This is a genomic window from Mesorhizobium sp. WSM4823 (assembly GCF_055811195.1).
The window spans coordinates 115990-142431 of the sequence record NZ_JBVVQL010000013.1; the positions used below are offsets into that span (position 1 = coordinate 115990).

Below are 26442 nucleotides of genomic sequence, written 5' to 3' on the forward strand. Positions count from 1 at the left end.
CGCGTTCAGAATGTCATCGCCTGGCGCGACGCCAGGATTTTTTGCAGGACGGCACAGTCGATATCGGGCGGGACGGGGCGTTCGCCTGTGACCACGGCCAGGAATTCGGTATCGGGAATGTCGAGGAGCCTCTCATATTGGTCGAGTTCGTCGCCGGTCAAGGCGCCGATCTCGACGTCGGCGAAACTTCCGAGAATGAGGTCCATTTCACGCATGCCGCGATGCCAGGATCGAAACAGAAGCTTGCGGCGGCGGACGTCGAGCCCCTCGCTGGATCGTCTTGTTCCTGTCATTGTCCCGCATCCTTGCCTGAAGCGGCGCATATAGCGTGGATAGACGGCGGTGTCAGCCTTTGCGCTGCGGCCGTCGCGACATAAGCTGACATCATGCGCCCTTCCCTCCTCGATCCGCTGTTTGTCCCGATCATCTCGCTTGCCGGCGTTGGGCCGAAGGTCGGTGCACTGATCGAGAAGGTGGTGCCGGCCGATCTTGGCGATCGAGCTGCGCGCGCCGGCGACCTTCTGTTCGTGCTGCCCCACACTGTGATCGATCGCCGCAACCGGCCGGGTATCGCCGGTTCGGCCGAAGGCGCGATCGTCACTCTCGATGTGCGCATCGACCGCCACCAGCCGCCGCCGCGCGGCAACAGATCGGTGCCGTACCGGGTCTACGCCCATGACGACACCGGAGAGATCGCGCTGACCTTCTTCCATGCGCACGCCGCCTATCTCGAGAAGGCGATGCCCGAAGGTGAGCATGTCGTCGTCTCCGGGCGCATGGAATGGTTCAACGGCAGACCGACCATGGTTCATCCCGACCACATCGCGCTGGCCAGCGACGCGGAAAACCTGCCGCTGGTCGAACCGGTTTATCCGCTCACTGCCGGGCTTTCGGGAAAAGTGCTGCGCCGGGCGATCGGCCAGGCACTCGCCCGTTTGCCGGTGCTGCCGGAATGGCAAGACGACGCATTTATGCGCCGCCAGAGCTTTCCTGCTTTCGGCGACGCGCTCGCCCGCATCCACAATCCCGCCGACCCGATCGACGTATCCGTCGACGGCGCAGCCTGGCGGCGTCTCGCCTATGACGAGTTTCTGGCAGGCCAGGTGTCGCTGGCGCTGGTACGGGCAAAAGTCCGCCGCCTGTCCGGCAGGCCGCTCATTGGCGACGGCCGCATCGTCGAAAAGCTGCGCAAAGCCCTGCCCTATTCACTGACTACCAGCCAGGAATTCCCCCTGGCCGAAATCAACGCCGATCTCGGTGACCCCGAACGCATGCTGCGCCTACTGCAGGGAGATGTCGGCTCGGGGAAGACGGTTGTCGCGCTGCTCGCCATGGGGCGCGCCGTCGAGGCGGGCGGCCAGGCGGCATTGATGGCGCCGACCGAAATCCTGGCGCGCCAGCATCTTGCGACGATTGCACCTTTGGCGGAACAAGCGGGCTTGCGCATTGCCATCCTCACCGGTCGCGAAAAGGGCCGCGAGCGCACCGAGACGCTGGCAGGCCTGGCCAGTGGCGAAATCGACATCGTCGTCGGCACCCACGCCCTGTTCCAGGAAACGGTGATATTCCACGACCTCGTCTTCGCCGTCATCGACGAACAGCACCGTTTTGGCGTCCACCAGCGGCTTGCCATCACCGCGAAGGGCGATGCGCCCGATATGCTGGTGATGACGGCGACGCCGATCCCGCGCACGCTGGTGCTGACCGCTTTCGGCGATATGGATGTTTCGAAGCTGACCGAAAAACCGGCCGGGCGCCAGCCGATCCGCACCGTCACCCTGCCGCTAGAACGGCTCGACGAACTGGTCGGGCGCATGCGCGACGCCGTCGCCGACGGCCAGAAGATCTACTGGATCTGTCCACTGGTCGAGGAGTCCGAAGAGATCAAGCTGATGTCGGCAGAGGATCGTTTTGCTTCGCTGAAGCCTTTGTTCGGCGAACAGATCGGCCTGGTGCACGGGCGCATGAAGGGCGCCGACAAGGACGAGGCGATGCGCGCCTTCAAGGCCGGGGAGACACGCATCCTGATCGCCACCACGGTCATCGAGGTCGGCGTCGATGTGCCGGATGCGACGATCATGGTCATCGAGCATGCCGAGCGTTTCGGCCTCTCCCAGCTGCACCAGTTGCGCGGCCGGGTCGGGCGCGGCGAAAAACCGTCCTCCTGCGTGCTGCTCTACAAGGACCCACTCGGCGAGACGGCAACGCGCCGGTTGTCGGTGATGCGCGAGACCGAGGACGGCTTCCGCATCGCCGAGGAGGATCTGAAGCTGCGCGGCGAAGGCGAGCTGCTGGGCACCCGCCAGTCCGGCACGCCGGGCTTCCAGGTGGCGCGCATCGAGGCGCATGCCGACCTGCTCGAAGCCGCCCGCGACGACGCACGGCTGATCCTGTCGCGCGATCCCGAGCTGCAATCCGAACGCGGCGCAGCCCTTCGCATGCTGCTTTATTTGTTCGGCCGCGACGAAGCGGTGCGGCTCTTGCGCGCCGGCTGAGGCCCGACACCCACCGGCGGATTGGCGATCTGAACGCCGATCTGCTTGCCGTTCAACGTCACCATTTTCGTCTTGACCTCCGGTGCGACCAGCCCGGCCGAGACGATCAGTTTGGCACCATCTTCGATGGTCATATCGAGCAGCACGACATCGGATTTCGGCACATACATCAGGAAACCGGTGGTCGGGTTGGGCGTGCACGGCATGAACACCGCTATCAGCGGGTTGCCTTCCTGGTCGAGCTTCTGGTTGATCTCGGTTTCCTTCTCGCTGGCGACGAAGACCAGCGACCAGACGCCTTTGCGCGGGTATTCGACCAGCCCGACCTGGCGGAACATGTCGCCCTTGTTCGACAGCACGGTTTCGAAGATCTGCTTCAGCGAGCCGTAGATGCCACGCACCAGCGGCATGCGGCCGAGCAGCCGCTCGCCGAAGTTGACGATGGCGCGGCCGACGATGTTGGCGGTCAGGAAACCGATCAGGGTGATCAGGACCAAAGCGACGATCAGTCCGAATCCCGGAACCGGCGCCGGCAGATAGCTATCGGGGTTGTAGCGCGCCGGAATATAGGGTTTCACCCAGGAATCGACCCAGCCGATGAATGACCAGGCGATGTAGGCGGTGATCGCCAGCGGCGCGCAGACGACAAAGCCTGTCAGGAAATAATTCCGCAGCCGGGTCATGCCTGAAGTTCTGGGAGCATCCGACATGGTTCACCGCAGCGCTGATTGCGGCGCACATTAGTTAACCGCGTTCGGCTTTGGAACTGCGAATTTTTTAAACCACGCTTACTCCACAGTCACTGATTTCGCCAGGTTGCGCGGCTGGTCGACGTCGGTACCCATGAATACCGCGGTGAAATAGGCAAGCATCTGGATCGGCAGCGCGTAGATGATCGGTGAGATGATTTCCGGCACATCCGGCAGCACGATCGTTTCCATCGTCTTCACCGTGGCGTGCGCGGCGCCCTTGCTGTCGGTGATCAGGATGATCTTGCCGCCGCGCGCCGCCACTTCCTGCATGTTCGATACGGTTTTTTCGAAGATGCGGTCATGCGGGGCAATGACGATGACAGGCATGTTCTCGTCGATCAGCGCGATCGGCCCATGCTTCAATTCGCCGGCGGCATAGCCCTCGGCGTGAATGTAGGAGATTTCCTTGAGCTTCAGCGCGCCTTCCATGGCCAGCGGGAAATTGGTATCGCGGCCGAGATAAAGCACGTTCTTGTAGTGGGCGAGGTCGCGCGCGACCTTTTCGATCTGCTCGTCGAGCTTCAGGACCTGATTGGCATAGCGCGGCGCTTCAGACAGCGCGCGCACCAGGGCCTTCTCCTGTTCATGCGAAATCGTTCCGCGCGCCACGCCGGCCCGCACGGCAAGCGAAGCCAGCACCGAAAGCTGACAGGTGAAGGCCTTGGTCGAGGCGACGCCGATCTCCGGCCCGGCTAGAGTCGGCAGGATGACGTCGGATTCGCGCGCCATCGTCGATTCGCGGACATTGACGACCGCGCCGATTTTCATGCCCGCTTTGCGGCAATAGCGCAGGGACGCCAGCGTGTCGGCGGTCTCGCCCGATTGCGAGATGAAGAACGCAGCGTCGGTCTTCGACAGCGGCATTTCACGGTAGCGGAATTCGGAAGCGACATCGATGTCGACCGGCAACCGCGCATAGCGTTCGAACCAGTATTTGGAGATCAGGCCGGCCAGATAGGCGGTGCCGCAGGCCGAAATCGCCAGCCGGTCGATTTTGGCGAAATCGAACGGCAGGTCGAGCGGCTTCGAGACACCGCTGACAAAATCCACGTAATGCGCCAGCGTGTGCGAAATCACTTCGGGCTGTTCATGGATTTCCTTCTCCATGAAATGGCGCCGATTGCCCTTGTCGACCATGAAACTGGTGCTGAGCGACTGCTGGCGCTTGCGGTCGACCTTGTTGCCGTCCATGTCGAAGATGGCGACCTCGTTGCGGCGCACAACCGCCCAGTCGCCGTCCTCCAGGTAGGTGATCGAATTGGTGAACGGGGCAAGCGCGATGGCGTCGGAGCCCAGAAACATCTCGCCCTCACCATGACCGACGGCCAGCGGCGGGCCGTTGCGCGCGCCGACGATCAAATCCTCGTCGCCCTTAAACATGATGGCCAGCGCAAAGGCGCCTTCCAGCCGCTTCAGTGCCTGGTGGGCGGCCTCGACCGGCTTCAGGCCCCTGGCCAGTTCGCGCGCCACCAGATGAGCGACGACCTCGGTGTCGGTCTGCGATGAAAACTTGTAGCCGTCGCGCATCAGCTCGTCGCGCAATTCGGCGAAATTCTCGATGATGCCGTTGTGGACGATGGCGACGCCGTCGGAAAAATGCGGATGCGCGTTGGTTTCGTTCGGCACGCCATGCGTTGCCCAGCGCGTGTGGCCGATGCCGATCGTGCCGTCGAGTGGTTCGTCCTTCAGCCGGCGCTCGAGATTGACCAGCTTGCCCTCGGCGCGGCGGCGCCCAAGCTTGCCATGCTCGATTGTGGCGACACCGGCGGAATCGTAGCCGCGATATTCGAGCCTTTTCAGCGCATCGACGATGAGTGGCGCGACCGGCGAGTGACCGACAATTCCGACAATACCGCACATAGACGTTTGCCCCCGATTCCGGCATGAAACCCAGCGCCATTAGAGACGGCCGGGCTGCCGCGAAAATCACATTGCGTTTCGTCCCGTATCAGCCGGAACTGCTCTTGCACACATGCACCATGCCAGAGCGCCCTTGCAATCCGGTTACCGCAATCGCTCGGTTTTTCCGTACGCGCATCCTACCGCGCGCAGCGGTTCCCGAAATCCGTCAAAGACATGATGCAGTCGTCGCGGCTAGGCTTTTTTCCGGGCCGCCGCGGCCGAAGCAAAACGCTCGCGCAATTCCTTGCCCTTACCGGCCAGCGTCCTCTGGCGGGCGCGGCCGAAGGCCAGCGCGTCGTCGGGGACGCTTTCGGTGATCACGCTTCCCGAAGCGATGTAGCCGCCCTTGCCGATTGCAACAGGCGCCACCAGCGAGGAGTTCGAGCCGATGAAAGCGCCCTCGCCGATGTCGGTGAAGAACTTCGAATAGCCGTCATAATTGCAGGTGATGGTTCCAGCGCCGATGTTGGCGCCGGCGCCAACACGGGCATCGCCTATATAGGTCAGGTGGTTGACCTTGGCGCCTTCCTCGATCGTCGCCCCTTTGACCTCGCAGAAATTGCCGACCTTGGCCTTCTGCTTGAGATCGGCACCCGGCCGCAGTCGCGCATACGGGCCGACATCGCAGTTCGAGGCGATGGTGGCGCCTTCAATATGGCTGAAAGCATGGATCTTGGCGCCCGTGGCGATCTTCACACCTGGTCCGAACCAGACATTGGGTTCGACGATAGTGTCGGCGCCGATCTCAGTGTCGTGGGAAAAGAACACGGTTTCGGGCGCGATCAGCGTGACGCCGGAGAGCATGGCCTCACGCCGCCGGCGCTGCTGCCAGATGCCTTCAGCTTCGGCGAGTTCGGCGCGGTTGTTGATGCCGAGCACGTTCTCGAAGCTGGCTTCCGTGGCAACCACATCAAAACCCAGCCCGCCGGCGATCTCGACGATGTCGGTGAGGTAATATTCGCCCTTGGCGTTGTTGCTGCCGACTTGATCAAGCAGCTGCAGCGCATGCTTGCCCGCAACCGCCATCAGCCCGCCATTGCAGAAGGTGATTTTCTTCTCCTCGTCGGTGCAGTCCTTCTCCTCGCGGATGGCGACGAGCTTGCCGCCTTTTTCGATCAGCCGGCCATAGCCGGAAGGATTTGACGTGCGGAAGCCGACCACAACGACGGCAGCACCTTCGGCCAGCTTCAAGCGCGCAGCAGTCAGCACCTCCGGTTCGATCAACGGCGTATCGCCGAACATCACCAGGATGTCGTCGTAACCCTTTGATATCGCGTCACGAGCAGCCAGAACGGCATGTCCGGTGCCGAGGCGTTTTTCCTGGACGAAGGTCTCCGCCTTCGGCGCGAACTTTTGCGTGGCCTTGCGCATCTCTTCCGCGCCATGGCCGATCACCAGTGCCTGATCGCCCGCTCCGGCGGCCTCGGCAGCTCTCACGACATGGGCGACCATCGGCAGGCCGGCGATTGTGTGCAGCACTTTCGGCACGGCGCTCTTCATGCGCGTGCCTTCGCCGGCGGCGAGGATGACGGACAGGCAGGTTCTCTGGCTCATGGAATGGCAACCATATGAAAAGGGTTGGGAATCAACGCATGTCTAGCATTGGCGCCATGCTGCACCAATGCGGTTAAATTCCGGTGAGACGGCAGAGCAGCTGACTCTTAATCAGCGGGTCCACGGCTCAGGAGCTCTACCCCAACTGCCCCAGCACAGGGAAATTTTCCAGCAGCCAATAGGACGCGGCCTGGACGCCGCCGGTCAGGAAAAAGACGCCGGCGACGACCAGCAGCGCGCCCATTGCCTTTTCGACACGGCCGAGATGGACGCGGAATTTGGAGAGGAAGCGCATGAAAGCGCCGGAAAACAGCGCCGCGATCAGGAACGGAATGCCGAGGCCGAGCGAATAGGCGGCAAGCAGAGCCGCGCCCTCGCCCACCGTCTCGCGGCCGCCGGCCAGCGTCAGGATCGGTCCCAGAACCGGTCCGATGCAGGGTGTCCAGCCGAAGGCGAAAGCCAGTCCCATGACGTAGGCGGCAACGATACTGGCCGGCTTGCCCTGCGACTGGAAACGCGCCTCGCGCGACAGCAGCGGGATGCGCAATATGCCGAGGAAATTCAACCCCATTAGGATGATCAGCACGCCCGCAGCCATCGCCAGCGGTTCCTGCCAGACGCGCAGCAACCGGCCGATGGTCGAGGCGCCGGCGCCCAACGCCACGAAGACGGTGGAGAAGCCGAGAACGAAGGCGATCGAGGCATAAAGCAGCGCTCTGCGCGCGTCGGCCTTGGCCGTTACGCCGGCATTGCCACGGAAATCATCGACCGACACACCGGCCATATAGCAGAGATAGGGCGGCACCAGCGGCAGCACGCAAGGCGACAGGAACGAGATCGCCCCCGCCCCGACCGCGCTGACATAGCCGATATCCAATGCCATTTCCCGAAACTCCAACCGTAGCGGCGCCGATATAGCGGCGCACGAGCTTGTCCGCCAATCACCATTGCGTGGCAAGTTGCCGCCCTGCATCGAGGAAGAAACGGCACACCAGGCGCGTTGATGCAACGAGGCCGCGACTTTCCGCGCGCTTCTCGATCATATCAGGGAGAACCTCATGAAATCGATCACAGTCGGGCTGACGCTGCTTTTGCTTGGCACCGCCGCCTCTTATGCCGCGGAAGCGTGGAAGGAAGCCGATATCGGCGGCACCAAGATCTACACCGATGCCAACGGCATGACCCTTTATACCTACGACAAGGACGAGACGGGCAAGTCGAACTGCTACGACAAATGCGCCACCAATTGGCCGCCGCTGAAAGCCGAGGCCGATGCCAAGGCCGAGGGCGAATGGACGATCGTCGACCGCACCGACGGCATCAAGATGTGGGCCTATGAGGGCAAGCCGCTCTACACGTTCATCAAGGACAAGAAGGCCGGCGATGTGACCGGCGATGGCGTCGGCGGCGTCTGGCACATAGCCAAGGCCGACTAAGCCCCGAACCTGCATCCCCGCCTGACCGGCGGGAAATCGCTGGCTGCGTGTATCCCCGCAGGCTTCCGGCGGCCAGCTTCTTGCACTGTCCTGCTGAGCATTCTAGCCCACTCGCGGCGCCAGTATCGCCCACCCGACCGAGCATCATGCCGGATGTCTCTCCGGCTGGGGCTGGCGCATGATCGATGTTTCTCTTATATCCGCGGAGGAATTTGTCCCGTACTCCCGGATTCATTGCCGGCTGTCCAACGATAGGCAGCCCGCTCCCTTATCCGAGATTGCGGATATCACATGACTCGCACTTGGGTTGTGCACTCAATGCAGGACTGCATTTTGGGCGCTTCCCCTTGACCGGATGCAAAAGCCCGGCCATGTGAGCGACAATTGTACGAGATTTCGTCGCGCGCAGCGGAATTCTTCTGCCGCACCACAGCTGATATGAGACCTCATGGACGTCGTCGTCGTCGAATCGCCGGCCAAAGCGAAGACAATCAACAAGTACCTCGGAAAGAACTATAAGGTCCTGGCCTCGTTCGGTCACGTCCGCGATCTGCCGGCCAAGGATGGCTCGGTGCGTCCGGACGAGGATTTTGCCATGTCCTGGGCTGTCGACACTGCCTCGGGCAAACGTCTTGCCGACATCGCCAAGGCGGTCAAGGATGCCGACGGGCTGATCCTCGCCACCGACCCGGATCGCGAGGGTGAAGCCATTTCCTGGCATGTTCTGGAAGTGTTGAAGCAGAAGCGCGCGCTGAAGGACAAGCCGGTCAGCCGCGTCGTCTTCAACGCCATCACCAAATCATCGGTGCTGGAAGCGATGGCCAATCCGCGCCAGATCGATGCGCCGCTGGTCGATGCCTATCTCGCCCGCCGTGCGCTCGACTATCTCGTCGGCTTCACCCTGTCGCCCGTCCTGTGGCGCAAGCTGCCGGGCGCCCGTTCCGCCGGCCGCGTCCAGTCGGTGGCATTGCGCCTCGTCTGCGACCGCGAATTGGAGATCGAGCGCTTCATTCGCGAGGAATACTGGCAGATATCAGCTCTCCTCGGCACGCCGCGCAAGGAAAATTTCGAGGCGCGGCTGACCGCCTTCGACCGCAAGAAGCTGCAAAAGCTCGACATTTCCAACAAGGCGCAGGCCGACGACATCAAGGCGATGCTGGAAGGCGCGACCTTCAAGGCGCTCTCGGTCGAAGCCAAGCCGACCAAGCGCAATCCGGGCCCGCCCTTCACCACCTCGACGCTGCAGCAGGCGGCCTCCTCGCGTCTCGGCTTTTCGGCCACCCGCACAATGCAGGTGGCGCAGCGGCTCTATGAAGGCATGGACATCGGCGGCGAGACCACCGGCCTGATCACCTATATGCGAACCGACGGCGTACAGATGGCGCCCGAGGCGATATCGGCCGCGCGCGATGCGATCGCCAAGGAGTTCGGCCCAAAATATCTGCCCGAGAAGCCGCGCCAATACACGACCAAGGCCAAGAACGCCCAGGAGGCGCACGAAGCAATCCGCCCGACCGATTTCATGCGCACGCCCGCTTCGGTCAGGCAATATCTCGATGCCGATCAGGCACGGCTCTACGAGATCGTGTGGAAACGCGCCATCGCCAGCCAGATGCAGCCGGCCGAGATCGAGCGCACTACGGCCGAGATCGAGGCGGTCAACGGCGCCCGCACCGCGGAGTTGCGCGCCATCGGTTCAGTCATTCGCTTCGACGGCTTCATTGCCGCCTACACTGACCAGAAGGACGAGGATTCGGAAGACGAGGAAGACCGCCGTCTGCCTGAGATCCGCGCCGGCGAACAGCTCGCCCGCGAGGCGATCAACGCCACCCAGCACACCACCGAGCCGCCACCGCGCTATTCGGAAGCCTCGCTGATCAAGAAGCTGGAAGAGCTCGGCATCGGCCGTCCCTCGACCTACACGGCGATCCTGAAGACGCTCGAGGACCGCGACTACGTCAGCATGGACAAGCGCAAGCTGTTGCCCCAGGCCAAGGGCCGGCTGCTGTCGGCCTTTCTCGAAAGCTTTTTCGAGCGCTATGTCGAATATGATTTCACCGCTTCACTCGAGGAAAAACTCGACGAGATTTCCGACGGCAAGCTCGCCTGGAAGGACGTGCTGCGCGATTTCTGGAAGGATTTTTCGGGCGCCGTCGCCGACATCAAGGAATTGCGCGTCACCGACGTGCTCGACGCGCTCAACGAAGAACTGGCGCCGCTGGTGTTTCCCGCGCGGGAAGACGGTTCGAACCCTCGCATCTGTCCGAAATGCGGCTCCGGCAATTTGTCGCTGAAGCTCGGCAAGTTTGGCGCCTTTGTCGGCTGTTCCAACTACCCTGAATGCTCGTTCACCCGTCAGCTTGGAGACGCCGCCAACCCCAATGGCGAAAACGGCAATGGCGAGGACGGCATCAAGGTGTTGGGCAAGGACCCCTACACGGCGGAGGAAATCACGCTGCGCAGCGGTCGTTTCGGCCCCTATATCCAGCGCGGCGATGGCAAGGAAGCCAAGCGCTCCAGCCTGCCAAAGGGCTGGACCGCCGATTCGATCGACCACGAAAAGGCCCTCGCCCTGCTGTCGCTACCGCGCGACGTCGGCAAGCATCCGGAATCCGGCAAGATGATCTCGGCCGGACTGGGGCGCTACGGTCCGTTCGTGCTGCACGACGGCACCTATGCCAATCTCGACAGTATCGAGGATGTGTTCTCGATCGGTCTCAACCGCGCCGTTTCGGTCATCGCCGAGAAACAGTTGAAGGGTCCGGGCGGCCGCAATGGCGGCACGCCCGCCGCCTTGAAGGAACTTGGCGAGCATCCGGCGGGCGGCGGCAAGATCGTCGTGCGTGACGGCAAATACGGGCCCTATGTTAATTTCGGCAAAGTCAATGCGACGCTGCCGAAGGGCAAGGACCCGCAGTCGGTGACGATCGAGGACGCGGTGGCGCTGATTGCCGAGAAGGAAGCCAAGGGTGGCAATGGCGGCAGAAAGCCCTTCCGCAAGGCGGCCGCACCTGCCAAAAAGCCTGCGGCAGCCAAAAAACCGACGGCCAAGAAAGCGGCCAACAAAAAGGGATAGGACATCGTGGCGCGCAGGATCACCGGACGAAGCCGCGGCGACCCGCGCACCGCCGATACCCGCGCCAAGGTGAAAGACGACTACCGGCCGTCCCGTGACGAAATCCTGCGTTACATCGCCGAAAATCCGGATCGCTCCGGCAAACGCGACATCGCCAAGGCGTTCGCGCTGCGCGGCGAGGACCGTATCTGGCTGAAGGATATTTTGCGCGACCTGCAGGACGAGGGCCTGCTGACCAAGGAGCGCAAGCGGCTGGCCCGTGTCGGCGCCCTGCCCCATGTCGCCGTGCTCGACATTTTTGGCCGCGACGCCGACGGCGTGCTGCTGGCGCACCCGACCGAAGCCGTGGGCAATGGCGAGCCCCCTGTCATAGCGATCCGGATGTCGCGTGGCGGCGGCGGCCCGACACCGGGCATTGGCGACCGCGTGTTAGCCAAAACCTTTCCAACCGATGACGCGACGGGCCCTTCCTATACCGGGCGGGTGATGAAGATCTTCGAGAGGCGCGCCGAAGCCGTTCTCGGCGTCTTCCGCGTGCTGCAGGACGGTACCTTCCGCATCGAGCCTGTCGAAAGACGCCAGCCGGAGCTGGTCGTCGACAAGGAATTCCAGAACGGCGCCAAGAACGGCGATCTGGTCGAGGTTGAGCCGGCGCGGGCCTCCCGCTACGGCCTGCCCAGAGCCAAGGTGCTGGCGGTTCTGGGCTCATTGACCAGCGAAAAGGCGGTCTCGATGATCGCCATCCACGCCCATGACATTCCGCATATTTTCCCGGCAGACGTCATCGCCGAGGCCGAGGCAGTCAAACCGGCGTCGCTGGCCGGCCGGGACGACTGGCGCGACCTGCCGCTGGTCACCATCGATCCGGCCGACGCCAAGGACCATGACGATGCGGTGTTCGCCACGCCGGATACGGACGAGAAGAACCCCGGCGGTGTGATCGTTACCGTGGCGATTGCCGATGTCGCAGCCTATGTGCGTTATGGCACTGCGCTCGATCGCGAGGCGCTGAAGCGGGGCAATTCGGTCTATTTCCCGGATCGCGTCGTGCCGATGCTGCCGGAGCGCATCTCCAATGACCTTTGTTCGCTGCGCGAAGGCCAGGACCGCCCGGCGCTGGCGGTCCGCATGACCTTCTCGGCCGATGGCCGCAAGCTCAGGCATTCGTTCCACCGCGTCATGATGAAATCGGCGGCGAAACTCGCCTATCCACAGGCGCAAGCGGCGATCGACGGCGCGCCGGACGACAAGACCGGCCCGATCCTCGACACGGTGCTGAAGCCGCTGTGGGATGCCTACGGCGTCGTGAAGCGCGGCCGTGACACGCGCCAGCCGTTGGAGCTCGACCTGCCGGAGCGGAAAATCCTGCTCAAGGAGGACGGCACTGTCGATCGAGTGATCGTGCCGGAGCGGCTCGACGCGCACAAGCTGATCGAAGAGTTCATGATCCAGGCCAATGTCGCGGCTGCCGAGACGCTGGAGGCGAAACGGCAGGCGCTGGTCTATCGCATTCATGACGCGCCTTCGCTCGCCAAGCAGGAATCGCTGCGCGAATTCCTGCAGACGCTGGGCCTGTCGCTGGCCCGCGGCGCGCAGATGCGGCCTAACCAGTTCAACGGCATCCTGGATCGCGTCCGCGGCGCCGACCATGAGGGGCTGGTCAACGAGGTGGTGCTGCGCTCGCAGATGCAGGCCGAGTACTCGCCCAGCAACATTGGCCATTTCGGTCTCAATCTGAAGCGCTACGCGCATTTCACCTCGCCGATCCGCAGATATGCCGACTTGATCGTGCATCGCGGGCTGATTGCCGCGCTCGGCTTCGGTGCGGGCGGACTGACGCAGGACGAGGCGGAGCGGCTGGAAGAAGTTTCCGCGCTGATCTCGGCCACCGAGCGCCGTGCCATGGCCGCAGAGCGCGACACGGTCGACCGGCTGATCGCCGCCTATTTGGCCGAGCGTGTCGACGAGCGTTTCGACGCGCGCATTTCGGGCGTCACCAAATCGGGACTATTTGTCCAATTGCCGCAGTATGGCGCAGATGGTTTCATCCCGGTGTCAAGTCTGGACGGCGATTACTATATATACGACGAAACTGCCCGATCGCTTTTCGGAGAACGCACCGGCAAGGGCTATCAGCTTGCCGACCGCGTCGAGGTTCGCCTGATCGAGGTGGCGCCTATGGCCGGCGCGATGCGTTTCGAGATGCTGACCGACCCAAAGCCGCTGCCCGGCTCTGTCAGGTCGTTTCACAAGGCCAAAGGTCGCGCCCGGGCGTCGCAATCGCGTCCAGGCTCGCGCGGCAGGAGACGGTAATGCCAAGCGAACTGAAAATGAACCAACAGGTTTTCGGCGGCGAACATCACTCGGGCCGGGTCGCCCGCCCGTTATGGACGGCGATGAAGCGTGGCGCGCTTGGCCGCTGCCCGCATTGCGGCGAAGGAAAGCTGTTTCGCGCTTTCGTCAAGACCGTCGACAAATGCGATCGCTGCGGCGAGGAGCTTCATCACCACCGCGCCGACGACCTGCCTGCCTATCTGGTGGTGGTCATCGTTGGCCACATCGTACTGGGCGCGTTTATGGGCGTCGAAGCGACCTCCACCTTATCCACCTGGCAGCACATCGCTATCTGGGTGCCGTTGACCATCCTCATGGCAGTCGTCTTGCTGCAGCCGGTCAAGGGCGCCGTCATAGGCCTGCAATGGGCGTTCTATATGCATGGCTTCGGCGGGGAAGAAGATCTGATCGAGTCGCATCCCGAGGCTTGAAACCGAGGCTGGCGCAATCGGCATGGCTGGACGCCACTTTCGCATCGGAGAAGATTCCGCTAGGTCGTGCGCATGGACGGTATGACCAAGGCGGAAGTCGACAAGGTCGAGCGGATCGCGCTCGACGCCAAGCCCATACGCCCGCGCGACGCCGCGACGCTGATCCTGCTTGACCGCAAGGGCGACGAGTTCCTGGTGTTGATGGGCCGGCGCCACGCCCGTCATGCCTTCATGCCGGGGAAATTCGTCTTTCCTGGTGGCCGCACCGATCCTGCCGACAGCCGAATCCCCGTCGCCACCGCGTTGCACCCCGAGGAACAAACGAGGCTGACCGCCGGCGTTGGCCGCATCAGTCCGGCCCGCGCCCGCGCCATCGCCCTGTCGGCGATCCGCGAGACCTATGAGGAGGCAGGCCTGTTGATCGGCCGGAAAGGCGCCTTCGCGACGAGCAGGCGCGATTGGCAAGGGTTTGCCGAACACAGCGTAAAACCTTCTCTGGAAGCGCTGCGCTTCATCGCGCGTGCCATCACGCCGCCGAACCGCGTGCGGCGCTTCGACACGCGCTTCTTCAGCGCCTGGCGCGAAGACGTCGCCGTGGAACTGCCGGACGGCGGCCCGACCAACGAGCTGGAGGAACTGGTCTGGCTGCCGCTCGCCAAGGCCAGGCAGGCCGATATCCCCGATATCACCAGGGCGATCCTCGAAGAGCTGGAGAAGCGGCTCGTCGACGATCCGCTGCTGCGCCCCGGCGGTTCCGTGCCGTTCTACCGGCTTGTCCGCAATCGCTTCGTCCGCGAAATTCTGTAAAGCATAGAGCATTCACATCCCATGACGGTCGATACCCAGCAAGAGGTCGAGGAACGCGTACACTGGCTGCCGATGATCGCCGCGATCTCGTCGATCAGCGTCGTTGGCATTGCCATCGGCCTCGGCATGCCGCTGCTCAGCGTCATCCTCGAAACGCGCGGCCATTCCGCGTCGATGATCGGCTTCAACACCGCTGTCGCCGGGTTCGCCTCGATCGCCGGCGCACCGCTCGCCACCCCGCTCGCCATGCGATTCGGCGTCGCCTGGACGATGCTGGCCATGATCGCCACGGGAGTGCTGGCCTTTGTCGGCTTCCATTTCGCGCCGGACTTCTGGATGTGGTTCCCGCTGCGCATCCTGCTGCACATCGCGCTGACGGTGCTGTTCATCCTGTCGGAATTCTGGATCAGCACCTCGGCGCCGCCGCACCGGCGCGGCCTGGTCCTCGGTATCTATGCCACCGTGCTGTCGCTCGGCTTTGCCGCCGGGCCATGGCTGTTCTCCCGTCTCGGAAGCACCGGCTTCCTGCCCTTCGGCGTCATCATGGCACTGGTGACGCTGGCCGCCATTCCGGTTCTGGCGGCACGCAACGAGAGCCCGACGATCGTCTCCAATGGCGAGACCAGCAATTTTCTGCGCTACATCTGGTTGGTGCCGACGGCGACCGCCGCGGTGCTGGTGTTCGGCGCGGTCGAGACCGGCGGCTTTGCGCTGTTCCCGATATATGGCAGCCGCATCGGTTACTCCGAGGCCGACGCCGCCCTCCTGCTCACCATGATCGGTCTCGGCAACGTGCTGTTGCAGATCCCGCTCGGCATGATCAGCGACCGTGTCAGCGACCGCCGTTATCTGCTTCTGGCTTGCGCAACCATCGGGCTTGCCGGCACCATCTTCATGCCCCACTTCGCGCAGAACTGGCACCTGATGGCGGCGCTTCTGTTCGTCTGGGGCGGCGTGGTCGCTGCGATGTACACGATCGGCCTCGCCCATCTCGGCTCGCAGCTTTCCGGCCACGAACTGGCCTCCGCCAACGCCGCCTTCGTGCTTTGCTACGGCGTCGGCATGGTGCTTGGCCCGCAAGCGATCGGCATCGGCATGGACCTTTTCGGCCCCTCGGGCTTCGGCTGGGCGCTCGGCGTGTTCTTCGCCTTCTATATCGCGCTGGTCGGCATCAGGCTCGTCCGAAAAATCCTTTAGAAAGGGCCGATCGATGCCTCGTGGCGAGAGGCTGCTGACATAACCGTGTCAGCAGCACTTGGATAGATTGTCAGCACCACCACCACTACGCTGAGGATGCCATCATGATCGACTCCGGGTTTGAAACGATATCGGTACGGATGGAATTGCTGCTGCTTGTGACCTTTCAAGCGCCGGCCTCCGATGTCGACCGCATCATGGAAGCGGTGGTCGCTATCGCGCCGCTCACCATGGGCAAATACGACAGCAATGCCTACCAGTCGGCGCACGGCATCGAGCGCTACCGGCCGCTCGAAGGCGCGGCCGCCGGCGCCGAGACGGAATTGCGCCGACGGCATGGCACGGTGGAAGTGTCGTTCGAGCTGCCCGACGACCAGGCATCGGCTGCCCGTATTGTCGAAGCGATATTCCAGGCCCACAGCTATCAGGAGCCGGTGATCCGCATTCAACCGATCCTTGCCAGCCGCTCCAAGGGATTGGACGACCGCTCGAACCCGAACCGCTGGTGGAACACCACGGGAGATTGGAAGAAGGTGGCTCCGCCGGTTAGGGAAGACGCATAGTCAGGAACGTTGCCGGCTGATATTCTGGTGCGGCACGTAAGAGACTGCGCCGAAGCCTCGCGGGGTTGACTTTCCGGGCGCGTACTTTATGTGTCGCGCCAAGTTTCCCGCGTCCGGGTGTTTTCCCGTGCTCCAGCGGCCAAAACTCCACGAACATAACGGACGAACAACATGGCCAAAGCCGCAAACATCAAGATCAAGCTTCTGTCGACCGCCGACACCGGTTTCTTCTACGTGACCAGCAAAAACAGCCGCACCAAGACGGACAAGCTGTCGTTCCGCAAATACGATCCGGTCGCCAAGAAGCATGTCGAGTTCAAGGAAACCAAGATCAAGTAATCTGGTTTCTTGCTCTCAAGCCAAAACGCCGCCCCCTGTGGGCGGCGTTTTTGTTTCAAGGCTTCGAAAAGTCCGATATTTCCAAGGCTTAGCGCAGAGTCTCGATGTCTTTTCGGAAAGAGGGGGCCGGTCGGCGTTTGGCAGCGGTACGAGGAGGCCACTATGTGCCAGCGCCGGCCGGCCGACCCCACGGACCCAGGAGATGCGGCGGACCTGAATCATGGGGTATTCTTCGGATCGACCCGGCGATCTACCCTCGCGCCGGTTCCGTCATTGGTCTGCACATTTGCGCAACAGCCTGTGAAAATCAACAATTTCTTAACCAAGCCCGCGAATCGCTTGCGTTAAGGTAAATTCGTAACCCTGTCGCACCGACTGGATAATCGGCGCTAAGCCGCCTTGGCGACGACGCGATTGCGACCGGCGCTCTTGGCTTCGTAAAGCGCGAGATCTGCGCGTTTCATCAGCCCGGCAACCGAGTCCAAGCCCTTCAGCACCGAAGAGACGCCGACGCTGACGGTAACCTCGATTGTCTTGCCATCGTGACCGACTGCAAACGGCATCTGGGCGATTTCAGCGCGAATGCGCTCCGCTACCTTTTCGGCGACTGCGCCGTCCGTGTCCGGCATCACCACCACGAACTCCTCGCCACCGAAGCGGCAGGCGAGATCGATGCCGCGCACATTCTTGCGCAGCCGTCGCGCGAATTCGCGCAGCACCTCGTCCCCGCCGTCGTGACCATGCGCGTCGTTGATGGTCTTGAAGCGGTCGAGATCGGTGATCATCACCGACAGCGGCCGCCGCCGCGCCACGGCGCGGTCGAACAACGTCTGCAGATGGCTGTCCAGGTAACGGCGATTGTGCAATCCCGTCAGGGCATCGGTCACCGCCATCTCGATGGTCTGGGTAACGCTGGCGCGCAGCTGGTCGTTGTAGCGCTTGCGGCGCACCTGAGTGCGCAGCCGAGCCGTCAGCTCCTGCTGGTCGATCGGCCGCATCAGATAGTCGTTGATGCCGAGTTCGAGGCCGCGGATGATACGCCCCTCCTCACCCTCCTGCGCCAGAAGGATGATCGGCAGGAAACGAGTACGATCGAGCGAACGCAGCTGCGAGCAGAGCCTGAGCGGATCGAAGTCCGCAAAGGCCGTCGAGATCATCACGCATTCATAGGACGTCTCGGCCGCCTGGAAGAAGCCGGCATGTGGATCTGTGGCAATGTCCAGATCGGCGCTGCCGCGCAGCATTTTCTGGATGCGCTCGATGGAGGGCTTGCGCTCGTCGATCAGCAGAACCTTCGGCGTGGTGTCTGCCGATGCGAAGTTGCGGCTCAACAGCTCCTCGATACCGATATTGCGCGTGGTCGAAGCGCGCAGGCGCAGCTCGTCGGTCAACGTCTTCAGCCTGACCAGGCTTTTGACGCGGGTCATCAATTGCAGATCATTGACCGGCTTGGTCAGAAAATCGTCGGCACCGGCCTCGAGGCCGCGCACCCGGTCCGAAACCTGGTCAAGCGCCGTGATCATCACGACGGGGATGTGCGACGTCGCCGGATCGCTCTTCAGCCGCCGGCAGACCTCGAACCCGTCTATGTCGGGCATCATCACGTCGAGCAGTACGACATCAACCTTGCCGTTTTCGCAGGTCTCGATCGCGTCCAGCCCGTTGGTGGCGGTCAGCACCTCGAAATATTCGGCAAGCAGCCGGACCTCGAGCAGCCTCACATTGGCAGGGATATCGTCGACGACGAGGATCCGCGCAGTCATCTCATGAAGCTCCGGCTCGGCTGGAAGGACGCATCAGGCATCGCCCAGGTAAGATTTGATGGTTTCGATGAAACGCGGCACCGAGATCGGCTTGGAAATATAGGCTTCGCAGCCACCCTGGCGGATGCGTTCCTCATCGCCCTTCATTGCGAATGCCGTGACGGCAATGACCGGTATGACATGGAGGTCGTCGTCCTCCTTCAGCCATTTGGTCACCTCCAGCCCCGACACTTCGGGCAGCTGGATGTCCATCAAAATGAGGTCCGGCCTGTGCAGTCGCGCCAAATCCAGCGCTTCCAGGCCGTTGCGCGTGCGCACCGTCTCGTAACCGCTCGCTTCGATGAGGTCCCGGAAGAGCTTCATGTTGAGCTCATTGTCCTCGACGATCATGACCTTCTTAGGCATCGATTTCCCGTCCCGGCCCGCCTTCCGCTCGAAGGTTGCCGTCATGCGCCCTCGCCGGCACGCATCAAACTCTGCTCGACTCTACGGCAATATAATTGACGAAACGGAAACCGCTGCCGGAAAAGCTCCGGATTTCGCCTCGAGCACCGCATTGCAGAGGCAGATGGCTTGCCGCAGGCGACGCTTGCGATTACTGCCAAAAGAGACTCATTCCACCGCACAAGAAGGTAGTGATGGCAAACGCAGCGTCAATGCGCGAGGAAGCGGAAACCATTGCCGTGAAGGCCTTGGGCTTCGTCGCCGCCGATCCGGAACTTCTGCCCCGTTTCCTGGCGATCACCGGCATCGAGGCGCATTCCATCCGCCAGGCAGCCGGCGAGCCGGGATTCCTGGCCGGCGTGCTGCAGTTCATCCTCGCTCATGAGCCGACGCTCATGCGGTTCGCCGAGGAAACCGGCACGCCGCCGGCTTCCGTCGGCAAGGCGTTGCGGGCGCTGCCGCTTGGCGACGATAATCATGAGCATTCCATATGAGCGACGATCCCGAAACTGCGCGTCAAATCGAGGAATTGGCCGCCGACGACCGGCCGCTGCTGGTGCTTGATGTCGACGATGTCGTGCTCGAATTCATCCGGCCGTTTCCGCATTTTCTTCAAGCACGCGGCTTCGGCTTGACCTTTGCCTCCTTCCGCCTGACCGGCAACATCGCCGAACAGGCGAGCGGCCGGTTGGTCGAGCAGGCGGAGGTGACCGCACTTCTGGACGAGTTCTTCCATGCGCAGGCCGATTGGCAAAGCATAACCGACGGCGCCGCCGAGGCGCTCACGACACTCGGCGATCGCGCCGAGATCGTCATGCTGACGGCCATGCCACACAAGCATCGCGCGGTTCGCCGCGCCCATCTCGACACCCTCGGGCTAACCTATCCGCTCTTGACCACCGAAATGGCAAAGGGTCCAGCGGTGGCCAAGCTGCGTGGCAACAAGGACCGGCCGGTCGCCTTCGTCGACGACCAGCCGAACAATCTGGTATCGGCACGCAATTCGGTCGCCGATGCCCATCTCTTCCATCTGATGGCCGACAATTCGATGCGCACCTTCCTGCCACCGATGCCCGACGACATCGTTGTCGTCGAGGACTGGCGCGAAGCCGCGCCGAAGATCGCAGCAGCGCTCGGATTTTGATCGAGCGCTCAGGGCTGGAGCTTCACTCCGCCGTTGTCGCCCGGGGAGCATCGCTTGGGTCAGTAGGGAGAGCGCCCAGGGCGGCATCGGCCGGCTTCAACATCGCGCCGTTGACTGTGATCGAGCCGTCAGCCTTGCCGTTGATGACCCATTCAAGCCGGCCATCGGGCAGCTTCTTGGCAAGCCCTTGGGCGGCGAGCGCGAAGGGGAAAGCTTGTGCCGCTTCGGATTCCGATTTTGCTGCCACCTTCAAGCTTTCGATGATCTTGTCGTAACCGGCCACGTCCACGGTTAAATTGGCGTCAGGCTTGCTGCCGGGAAACGTCATCTCGCCCTCCAGCGCAATTTCCGTGTTGCCATTCTTGAATATGCTGTGGTCGACGATGAATTTTGGCGCCTTGGCCATGAAATCGGCCTTGATCCGTTCGCCGAACTCCGCCGGCAGCGGCGGGTTCCTGTTGAGATCGAATGTCTCGATCGCCTTTCTAGCCATGCTGTCGAGATCGATGTTGGCGCCGCCGAATTTCAGATCGAGTTCGGTTGGAAGCAGTTTGGCGACCCAGCCCGGTACGACATAGGGGAAGCTTAACCCAGAGGCCTTGATTGCATAATCGAACCTGCCGTTCTGGGCGATGCCATCAGCCCCGAACGCGGTGCTCAATTGCGCTGCGCCAAAATTGCCGGCGTACGTTTCAACGGTAAAGTTCTTGAACGTGTAAGCTCCGTCGATCCGTTCCCACAACGGCAATGCGGCGAGCAGAAGAGTCTTGAGCTCTGCCTGATCGGCTTTCAGTTGAGCCTCGTCTTCGTGGGCCACCCCAAACGCCAAGAGGTCCAGAAACGGCTTTGTCCGCACGGCTTTGGCAGTTACATCCACCACGAGCTCCGATGTCTTCACACCTCCAATAGCCCGGTTATCAATTTTGACGGTTTCACCGAAGTCGGCCATCGCCTGCGTCAAACTGAGATCGACACCGCCATTCATCGACTTGCTGGCGACAAACTTCGAAGAGCTCGAGCCGGCGCTCAAATCCGTTACTTGCCTGGGCATGATCGACGTCATCGTCATGCCCGTCATCGAACTGGCCCCACTGGTAAACGCCGCCAGTTCGGGATCATAGACGCCCGTGAACTTGCCATCCGTGATAGTGATTTGCGCCTTTGCCGGGCCATCCGGATTGTTCACCTCGAATGACCCGTTGGTCGAAAAATCCGAGGAGACATCCCAGCCGCCATCGCCACGCGGTTTGACCAGCAGCGTGTAAGGCGGGAAATCGAAGGTCGGTAGATCCTGCTTCGGCAGCTTCGCCACAAGCGCCTTCAAATCGAAGGTGATCTTATAGGCGTCGCCATCGGCCGAAACCGTCAGGATGCCTTTGTCGATCGCCTGCTTGCCGACGTAGCGAGACAGGTCTTCGGACAATTGCTTCGCACCTTGACTGTCGACGGTCTGGCCTGAAGCTGGCGCACTCAATGCGAGAAGGAAAACCAATGGCAGGGCACGATTCACGCGAATTCTCCGTTTGACCCAGAAAGGACGCTTCGCCCGGCTGGTATGAAGTTACGAATGCAACGATAGGATGAGATTACAAAACCGCCAAATCGGTGCACCTCGATCAAAGCACCAGCCGCATCAGCGGCCTGCCGGCCTTGCGCTCGACCAACCTCTCGAAACCGGCTTTTTCGAAGACCCGCGACGAGCCGACGAACAGCCCGATCGAACGCGAATCCTTCGACAGGTCGATCGGACACGCCTCGACCAGCCGCGCGCCGTTCTGGCGCGCAAATGCGATACCGCCTTCGACCAGGCGATGACTGACGCCCCTGCCGCGCGCCTTGACGCGGATGAAGAAGCAGGAAATCGCCCAGACGCACGGATCCGTAGCGTCAGCGGGATCGACCGGTGCCGATCCCCTGCCCTTGTTGTTCCATTCGGGCACGTCAGCGCGCGGGCCGATCTGCATCCAGCCGACTGCCTTGCCATCTTCGAACGCCAGCAGGCCGGGCGGCGGCCCGGCCTCGATGCGCGCCTTGATGTGATCCTTGTTGCGCTCCCGGTCGCTGGCGCGGCGCGCTGCTGGCGACAGCCGGAAATGTGTGCACCAGCAGCCGTAGCAGGCACCTTGCTTACCGAAAAGATCTTCGAAATCCGCCCAAAGCTCGGGCACCAGTGGCGCTATGGTCGTATTCATGAGCTCTCTCCCGGCCTGCCGCTTGTCGTGGCGTCCGTCCTGACGTACCATTGCATTTGTTCTCTTTATGTTCGCAGCGATGGCGGCCTCTGTCAACAATCCCGATCACGGTTTTTGCCGCGACTGCCTGAGCTTCCAGCGCAGCGAGGCACGGCGCTGCGAACGCTGCGGCAGCCCACGGCTAGCCCGCCATCCGGAGCTCTACCGGCTGCATCTTGCCCATATCGATTGCGACGCGTTTTACGCGGCGGTCGAGAAGCGCGACAACCCGGCCCTGAAAGACCGGCCGTTGATCATCGGCGGCGGCAAGCGCGGCGTCGTATCCACCGCTTGCTACATCGCCCGCATCCACGGGGTGCGCTCGGCAATGCCGATGTTCAAAGCGCTCGAAGCCTGTCCGGAGGCGGTCGTCATCCCGCCGAACATGGAAAAATATGCGCGCGTCGGCCGCGAGGTGCGCGCCATGATGCAGGCGCTGACGCCGTTGGTCGAACCGATATCCATCGATGAGGCATTCCTCGACCTTGCCGGCACTGAGCGCCTGCACGGCTTGCCACCTGCGGTGGTGCTGGCACGCTTCGCGCTCGGAGTGGAGAAGGAGATCGGCATCACCGTTTCAGCAGGGCTTTCCTACTGCAAGTTCCTGGCCAAGGTGGCGTCGGATTTCCGCAAGCCGCGCGGCTTTTCGGTAATCGGCGAGGCCGAGGCATCTGGCTTTCTGGCCGAGCAGCCGGTGACGCTGATCTGGGGTGTGGGAAAAGCCTTTGCCGCCACGCTTGAACGGGACGGCATCCGGATGATTGGCCAGTTGCAGCGCATGGAGCGCAGTGACCTGATGCGCCGCTACGGCGTGATGGGCGACCGGCTCTATCATCTTTCACGCGGCGAGGACGAACGCCGCGTCCATCCCGACCAGGACGCAAAAAGCGTCTCGGCGGAGACCACCTTCGACACCGACATCGCTTCCCTGGATGAATTGGTTTCGGTGCTGAGAGCGCTGTCGGAAAAGGTTTCGGGACGGCTGAAGAAATCCGGCATTGCCGGGGGCACCGTCGTGCTGAAGCTGAAGACCCAGGATTTCAAGACCCGTACGCGCAACCGCCAGCTTGCCGACCCGACACGGCTGGCCGACCGCATTTTTTCGGCCGGGCTCGAGCTGCTGCGCAAGGAGGCGAACGGCACAAGATACCGGCTGCTCGGTATCGGTGTCGCCGACCTCTCGAATGACGAAAAGGCCGATCCGCCTGACCTCGTCGACATCCAGTCACGCAAGCGCGCCATGGCCGAAGGCGCCATCGACACGCTGCGCGACAAATTCGGCCGCAGCGCGGTCGAGACCGGCTACACCTTCGGCAAGGGCCGCAACGCCCACCCGCCCGAGCCGATCGAGGAGTGAGCATGATCCCGAAAAGTGGAATCCGGTTTTCGGAAAAGATCATGCTCAAACAAGAAAGATAGACCCTACCCGTCAGGTGCGCGTCAAATCGATCCGGCTGGTCATCACGCGCTCGCCGGTTTTCGGGTCGACGTCGATAACGGTCAGCCGCATGCCGTCCTCGCCGTTCTTTTCGACGGTCATCTGCGCCGTGCGATCGCCATTGACCTCCTTCGCCCAGCGGATGCCGAGATTGATGGCATTGCCCGAGCGCCTGCCGCTGAGTTGTGCTGGCCCGGTGCGGGATCCGACATAGGTTCCGGTGTACTTCGTCCCGCTGGACTTCAGGTCGGCACTGATGGCGCGCGCCACCACGACGAGACCGCGGCAGGTGCCGTCCAGCGACAATGAGTTCGATGTCGCGTCGGAATTGAAGCGGCAGGAGACGTTCACCGTCGGTGCCTCGGTGGTTACCTTGACAGTCCCCTTCCCGGTGAAATTGCCCTGGAATGAGCGGAGAAAATCGGCTTCGTCGGCGTGAGCCGCGCCGGCTGCAGCCGTCAGGCAGCCGGCAAGTGCGAATGGTGCAAGTGATTTCATCGAATCTCTCCTCGTTGAGATCGGAAACAAGGCACTTCCTTCTGGAATCAATACTGAGAATCAACGCCTGCCGCCATGGCAGGTTCCGCCTTCAACATGACTGTTTTGCAACGCGCAGCATCTGGCCCAGCCGAATGCATCGCCTTAGCGGTTGCAGTGAGAGTCCAGGCTTGCGACATAGCGCGCATGGCACCCTCACCCTCGATCCCGAAGGCCGCGTTCTGGATGGCGCTGTCGGTCGCCTCGTTTCTGGCGATGTCGGTCGCCGGCCGCGCCACGACCGCCGAGCTGAACGTTTTCCAGGTGGTGGAGCTACGCTCGGTGATCGGCTTTTTTATCCTGCTGCCGCTGGTGATGATGTCAGGCGGCTTTGCTGCGATGCGCACGAAACGACCCATCGCCCATATCGCCCGCAACGTTATTCACTATACAGGCCAGGCAGCCTGGCTTTACGCCCTGACGCTGATCCCGCTGGCCGTACTCATCTCGATCGAATTCACGACGCCGATCTGGACGGCCATTCTGGCGGTCGGCTTTCTTGGTGAAAGACTAAACCGGCCAAGACTTGCGGCGATCGTGCTCGGATTGATCGGCGTGATGATCATCGTCCGTCCGGGCGTTGGCCCGGTCGATCCGGGACATGTCATCGTGCTCGGCGCCGCGGTCTGCTTCGGTATATCAGTGGTTCTGGTCAAATCGCTGACGCGGACGGACAGCGTCGTGTGCATCATCTTCTGGATGCTGGTCATCCAGTCTGTGCTCGGTCTTGCCCCGGCGCTTTACCAATGGCGCAATCCACCGCTCGAACTATGGCCGTGGATCCTGCTGATCGGCTTCACCGGCATGTCTTCGCATTTCTGCATGGCCCGCGCGCTTGCTTATGCCGACGCGACCGTCATCTCGCCGATGGATTTTTTACGCGTGCCACTGTCGGCGCTGATCGGCTGGCTGCTCTATCAGGAGCAGATCGACGCCTTCACCGCGGGCGGCGCCTTGCTGATCCTGATGGGCAATCTGCTCAACCTGCAGAAGAAAGCCACCAAACCTGCGGAAGTGGCAGCGTCTTAGCGTTTGCTGCCAAACGTCTTTGTTTGGCGCCGGACAAAACGCGTCAAAGCAAAGAGCCAGAGGGCTGTTTTGTCTCACAAAAACCGCGCTCTAGCCTCGCGTTTCAGTCGCCTTCGTCGGGTATCTTGAGGAGATGCCCGCAGGCCTTGCAGTGGATGGCGTCGGGCTCGTGTCGTTGAAGGCCGCATTGCGGGCACGGGAAGAAGACCTTGGCGGGCCGGAAAAGCGCCTGCGCCAGCCTGACGAACAGCGATATGCCGATGATCATGGTGACGATGGCGGTGAGCTTGCCTGATATGCCCGGCAGGACGATGTCGCCGAAACCGGTCGTGGTCACGGTGGCGACGGTGAAATACAGCGCGTCGACATAGCCTTCGAGACCGGCCCCGGTGCGGAAGAAGAAGGTGTAGACGAAACCGGTGACGACAAACAGGAATGTCAGGAGATTGATGACTGCGTGGCTCGCCTCGCGCCATTTTTTGAGGCCGCGCATCTCGAAATGCCGCCACAGGGAGCCGCTGCGCGACAGCGACCACAGCCGCAATATGCGCAGGAACCCCAGATTGGCCAGCGCCGAAGGCATCAGCAGCGTCAGCAGGATGAAGGCGTCGACCCACGACGTCGGCTGTTTCATTAGGCGCAGCATGTCGTTTGAGGCAAGCAGCCGTGCGATCATGTCGGCGGCGACAAGTGCCGCGACCGAATAGTCGAGCCAGAGGAACGAAGACGACTCCTGGATCACCGGTGTGGCGATGAAGAAGGCGATGATGGCAAGGTCGATGATGATCGCCGCCAGTTGGAACCGGAAAGCGGCGGGCGTGCGCCCGTGATAAAGCTTGCGCAACGTATCGCGCAGCCGTGCCAAGGCTGAAAACTCCTGCGCTCCGTCCTTGTCTGCCGCCTTCATGACAACTGCGATAACGTTCGCTGTGACAGCCGTCCAGTGGGCAGAGCAGCGGAAGCCGCCGTT

Annotated in this window: 24 protein-coding genes; 13 read left to right on the forward strand and 11 right to left on the reverse strand. The window is 62.3% G+C overall.

Annotated features, from left to right (window positions below; translation table 11 throughout):
- Nucleotides 1-5: 5 nt before the first annotated feature.
- Entirely contained in the window at nt 6-293 is a 288-nt protein-coding gene (locus AC0L26_RS25900) for an FAD assembly factor SdhE (protein WP_354492512.1), read from the reverse strand.
- A gap of 93 nt (nt 294-386) precedes the next feature.
- Between AC0L26_RS25900 and recG the strand changes: the two genes are divergently transcribed.
- Nucleotides 387-2495, forward strand: a complete 2109-nt coding sequence (recG, locus tag AC0L26_RS25905; RefSeq protein ID WP_473635120.1) for an ATP-dependent DNA helicase RecG — start codon at nt 387-389, stop codon at nt 2493-2495.
- On the opposite strand, the gene AC0L26_RS25910 is transcribed toward recG, so the two are convergent.
- The 4 genes from AC0L26_RS25910 to AC0L26_RS25925 all read right to left on the reverse strand — a co-directional run bounded on the left by AC0L26_RS25910 (nt 2447) and on the right by AC0L26_RS25925 (nt 7586).
- Entirely contained in the window at nt 2447-3205 is a 759-nt protein-coding gene (locus AC0L26_RS25910; protein WP_473635121.1) for a DUF502 domain-containing protein, read from the reverse strand. The genes recG and AC0L26_RS25910 overlap by 49 nt on opposite strands.
- A 78-nt stretch (nt 3206-3283) precedes the next feature.
- On the reverse strand, nt 3284-5107 hold the full coding sequence (gene glmS, locus AC0L26_RS25915; RefSeq protein WP_352930647.1) for a glutamine--fructose-6-phosphate transaminase (isomerizing): 1824 nt from the start codon (nt 5105-5107) through the stop codon (nt 3284-3286).
- Nucleotides 5108-5341: 234 nt separating this feature from the next.
- On the reverse strand, nt 5342-6703 hold the full coding sequence (gene glmU, locus AC0L26_RS25920) for a bifunctional UDP-N-acetylglucosamine diphosphorylase/glucosamine-1-phosphate N-acetyltransferase GlmU (protein WP_473635122.1): 1362 nt from the start codon (nt 6701-6703) through the stop codon (nt 5342-5344).
- A 136-nt stretch (nt 6704-6839) separates the two neighbouring features.
- Complete coding sequence (locus AC0L26_RS25925) at nt 6840-7586, reverse strand: cytochrome c biogenesis CcdA family protein (RefSeq protein ID WP_473635123.1); 747 nt, start codon at nt 7584-7586, stop codon at nt 6840-6842.
- A 175-nt stretch (nt 7587-7761) separates the two neighbouring features.
- On the opposite strand from AC0L26_RS25925, the gene AC0L26_RS25930 reads away from it, so the two are divergent.
- The 8 genes from AC0L26_RS25930 (at nt 7762) to rpmG (ending at nt 16886) form a co-directional block, all read left to right on the forward strand.
- Entirely contained in the window at nt 7762-8139 is a 378-nt protein-coding gene (locus tag AC0L26_RS25930; protein WP_473635124.1) for a COG4315 family predicted lipoprotein, read from the forward strand.
- Nucleotides 8140-8587: 448 nt separating this feature from the next.
- Complete coding sequence (gene topA, locus AC0L26_RS25935; protein WP_473635125.1) at nt 8588-11215, forward strand: type I DNA topoisomerase; 2628 nt, start codon at nt 8588-8590, stop codon at nt 11213-11215.
- 6 nt (nt 11216-11221) lie between these two features.
- A complete protein-coding gene (gene rnr, locus AC0L26_RS25940) occupies nt 11222-13528 on the forward strand; it encodes a ribonuclease R (protein WP_473635126.1) in 2307 nt (768 codons plus the stop codon).
- On the forward strand, nt 13528-13980 hold the full coding sequence (locus AC0L26_RS25945; RefSeq protein WP_354492521.1) for a DUF983 domain-containing protein: 453 nt from the start codon (nt 13528-13530) through the stop codon (nt 13978-13980). The genes rnr and AC0L26_RS25945 overlap by 1 nt, the downstream gene beginning before the upstream one ends.
- 72 nt (nt 13981-14052) lie before the next feature.
- Nucleotides 14053-14787 carry an NUDIX hydrolase gene (locus AC0L26_RS25950; RefSeq protein WP_473635127.1) on the forward strand — a complete coding sequence of 245 codons (735 nt, stop codon included), beginning with the start codon at nt 14053-14055 and terminating at the stop codon, nt 14785-14787.
- A gap of 21 nt (nt 14788-14808) precedes the next feature.
- The gene (locus tag AC0L26_RS25955) at nt 14809-15984 is read left to right on the forward strand and encodes an MFS transporter (protein ID WP_473635128.1); all 1176 of its coding nucleotides are present in this window, start codon (nt 14809-14811) and stop codon (nt 15982-15984) included.
- A gap of 104 nt (nt 15985-16088) precedes the next feature.
- Nucleotides 16089-16547 (forward strand): YqfO family protein, encoded by a 459-nt coding sequence (locus AC0L26_RS25960; RefSeq protein WP_473635129.1) that lies wholly within the window; start codon nt 16089-16091, stop codon nt 16545-16547.
- Between the two features lie 171 nt (nt 16548-16718).
- A complete protein-coding gene (gene rpmG, locus AC0L26_RS25965) occupies nt 16719-16886 on the forward strand; it encodes a 50S ribosomal protein L33 (protein ID WP_006201775.1) in 168 nt (55 codons plus the stop codon).
- A gap of 389 nt (nt 16887-17275) precedes the next feature.
- On the opposite strand, the gene AC0L26_RS25970 is transcribed toward rpmG, so the two are convergent.
- A complete protein-coding gene (locus tag AC0L26_RS25970; RefSeq protein ID WP_473635130.1) occupies nt 17276-18649 on the reverse strand; it encodes a PleD family two-component system response regulator in 1374 nt (457 codons plus the stop codon).
- 33 nt (nt 18650-18682) lie between these two features.
- Complete coding sequence (locus tag AC0L26_RS25975) at nt 18683-19039, reverse strand: response regulator (RefSeq protein ID WP_281035461.1); 357 nt, start codon at nt 19037-19039, stop codon at nt 18683-18685.
- Nucleotides 19040-19287: 248 nt separating this feature from the next.
- Here AC0L26_RS25975 and AC0L26_RS25980 point away from each other — a divergent pair, with 248 nt between their 5' ends.
- Together AC0L26_RS25980 and AC0L26_RS25985 are read left to right on the forward strand one after the other, a co-directional pair.
- Entirely contained in the window at nt 19288-19587 is a 300-nt protein-coding gene (locus AC0L26_RS25980) for a DUF3572 domain-containing protein (protein WP_128242743.1), read from the forward strand.
- Entirely contained in the window at nt 19584-20237 is a 654-nt protein-coding gene (locus AC0L26_RS25985) for a hypothetical protein (RefSeq protein ID WP_473635131.1), read from the forward strand. The genes AC0L26_RS25980 and AC0L26_RS25985 overlap by 4 nt, the downstream gene beginning before the upstream one ends.
- Before the next feature lie 22 nt (nt 20238-20259).
- Here AC0L26_RS25985 and AC0L26_RS25990 read toward each other — a convergent pair whose 3' ends face one another.
- Together AC0L26_RS25990 and AC0L26_RS25995 are read right to left on the reverse strand one after the other, a co-directional pair.
- The gene (locus AC0L26_RS25990) at nt 20260-21747 is read right to left on the reverse strand and encodes a hypothetical protein (RefSeq protein WP_473635132.1); all 1488 of its coding nucleotides are present in this window, start codon (nt 21745-21747) and stop codon (nt 20260-20262) included.
- 106 nt (nt 21748-21853) lie between these two features.
- On the reverse strand, nt 21854-22429 hold the full coding sequence (locus AC0L26_RS25995; RefSeq protein ID WP_473635134.1) for a GNAT family N-acetyltransferase: 576 nt from the start codon (nt 22427-22429) through the stop codon (nt 21854-21856).
- 67 nt (nt 22430-22496) lie between these two features.
- Here AC0L26_RS25995 and AC0L26_RS26000 point away from each other — a divergent pair, with 67 nt between their 5' ends.
- Nucleotides 22497-23825 (forward strand): DNA polymerase IV, encoded by a 1329-nt coding sequence (locus AC0L26_RS26000; protein WP_473635135.1) that lies wholly within the window; start codon nt 22497-22499, stop codon nt 23823-23825.
- 72 nt (nt 23826-23897) lie between these two features.
- On the opposite strand, the gene AC0L26_RS26005 is transcribed toward AC0L26_RS26000, so the two are convergent.
- Nucleotides 23898-24404 (reverse strand): hypothetical protein, encoded by a 507-nt coding sequence (locus tag AC0L26_RS26005; RefSeq protein ID WP_473635136.1) that lies wholly within the window; start codon nt 24402-24404, stop codon nt 23898-23900.
- 186 nt (nt 24405-24590) lie between these two features.
- Here AC0L26_RS26005 and AC0L26_RS26010 point away from each other — a divergent pair, with 186 nt between their 5' ends.
- The gene (locus AC0L26_RS26010) at nt 24591-25472 is read left to right on the forward strand and encodes a DMT family transporter (RefSeq protein ID WP_473635137.1); all 882 of its coding nucleotides are present in this window, start codon (nt 24591-24593) and stop codon (nt 25470-25472) included.
- Nucleotides 25473-25575: 103 nt separating this feature from the next.
- Here AC0L26_RS26010 and AC0L26_RS26015 read toward each other — a convergent pair whose 3' ends face one another.
- The gene (locus AC0L26_RS26015) at nt 25576-26379 is read right to left on the reverse strand and encodes an ion channel (RefSeq protein WP_473635138.1); all 804 of its coding nucleotides are present in this window, start codon (nt 26377-26379) and stop codon (nt 25576-25578) included.
- Between the last annotated feature and the right edge of the window lie 63 nt (nt 26380-26442).

Bases quoted from the DNA above. Each gene is read 5' to 3' on its own strand.
- AC0L26_RS25900 (WP_354492512.1), bottom strand. From the start codon at position 293: ATGACAGGAACAAGACGATCCAGCGAGGGGCTCGACGTCCGCCGCCGC.
- recG (WP_473635120.1), top strand. From the start codon at position 387: ATGCGCCCTTCCCTCCTCGATCCGCTGTTTGTCCCGATCATCTCGCTT.
- AC0L26_RS25910 (WP_473635121.1), bottom strand. From the start codon at position 3,205: ATGTCGGATGCTCCCAGAACTTCAGGCATGACCCGGCTGCGGAATTAT.
- glmS (WP_352930647.1), bottom strand. From the start codon at position 5,107: ATGTGCGGTATTGTCGGAATTGTCGGTCACTCGCCGGTCGCGCCACTC.
- glmU (WP_473635122.1), bottom strand. From the start codon at position 6,703: ATGAGCCAGAGAACCTGCCTGTCCGTCATCCTCGCCGCCGGCGAAGGC.
- AC0L26_RS25925 (WP_473635123.1), bottom strand. From the start codon at position 7,586: ATGGCATTGGATATCGGCTATGTCAGCGCGGTCGGGGCGGGGGCGATC.
- AC0L26_RS25930 (WP_473635124.1), top strand. From the start codon at position 7,762: ATGAAATCGATCACAGTCGGGCTGACGCTGCTTTTGCTTGGCACCGCC.
- topA (WP_473635125.1), top strand. From the start codon at position 8,588: ATGGACGTCGTCGTCGTCGAATCGCCGGCCAAAGCGAAGACAATCAAC.
- AC0L26_RS25945 (WP_354492521.1), top strand. From the start codon at position 13,528: ATGCCAAGCGAACTGAAAATGAACCAACAGGTTTTCGGCGGCGAACAT.
- AC0L26_RS25950 (WP_473635127.1), top strand. From the start codon at position 14,053: ATGGACGGTATGACCAAGGCGGAAGTCGACAAGGTCGAGCGGATCGCG.
- AC0L26_RS25955 (WP_473635128.1), top strand. From the start codon at position 14,809: ATGACGGTCGATACCCAGCAAGAGGTCGAGGAACGCGTACACTGGCTG.
- AC0L26_RS25960 (WP_473635129.1), top strand. From the start codon at position 16,089: ATGATCGACTCCGGGTTTGAAACGATATCGGTACGGATGGAATTGCTG.
- rpmG (WP_006201775.1), top strand. From the start codon at position 16,719: ATGGCCAAAGCCGCAAACATCAAGATCAAGCTTCTGTCGACCGCCGAC.
- AC0L26_RS25970 (WP_473635130.1), bottom strand. From the start codon at position 18,649: ATGACTGCGCGGATCCTCGTCGTCGACGATATCCCTGCCAATGTGAGG.
- AC0L26_RS25975 (WP_281035461.1), bottom strand. From the start codon at position 19,039: ATGATCGTCGAGGACAATGAGCTCAACATGAAGCTCTTCCGGGACCTC.
- AC0L26_RS25980 (WP_128242743.1), top strand. From the start codon at position 19,288: ATGGCAAACGCAGCGTCAATGCGCGAGGAAGCGGAAACCATTGCCGTG.
- AC0L26_RS25985 (WP_473635131.1), top strand. From the start codon at position 19,584: ATGAGCGACGATCCCGAAACTGCGCGTCAAATCGAGGAATTGGCCGCC.
- AC0L26_RS25995 (WP_473635134.1), bottom strand. From the start codon at position 22,429: ATGAATACGACCATAGCGCCACTGGTGCCCGAGCTTTGGGCGGATTTC.
- AC0L26_RS26000 (WP_473635135.1), top strand. From the start codon at position 22,497: ATGTTCGCAGCGATGGCGGCCTCTGTCAACAATCCCGATCACGGTTTT.
- AC0L26_RS26005 (WP_473635136.1), bottom strand. From the start codon at position 24,404: ATGAAATCACTTGCACCATTCGCACTTGCCGGCTGCCTGACGGCTGCA.
- AC0L26_RS26010 (WP_473635137.1), top strand. From the start codon at position 24,591: ATGGCACCCTCACCCTCGATCCCGAAGGCCGCGTTCTGGATGGCGCTG.
- AC0L26_RS26015 (WP_473635138.1), bottom strand. From the start codon at position 26,379: ATGAAGGCGGCAGACAAGGACGGAGCGCAGGAGTTTTCAGCCTTGGCA.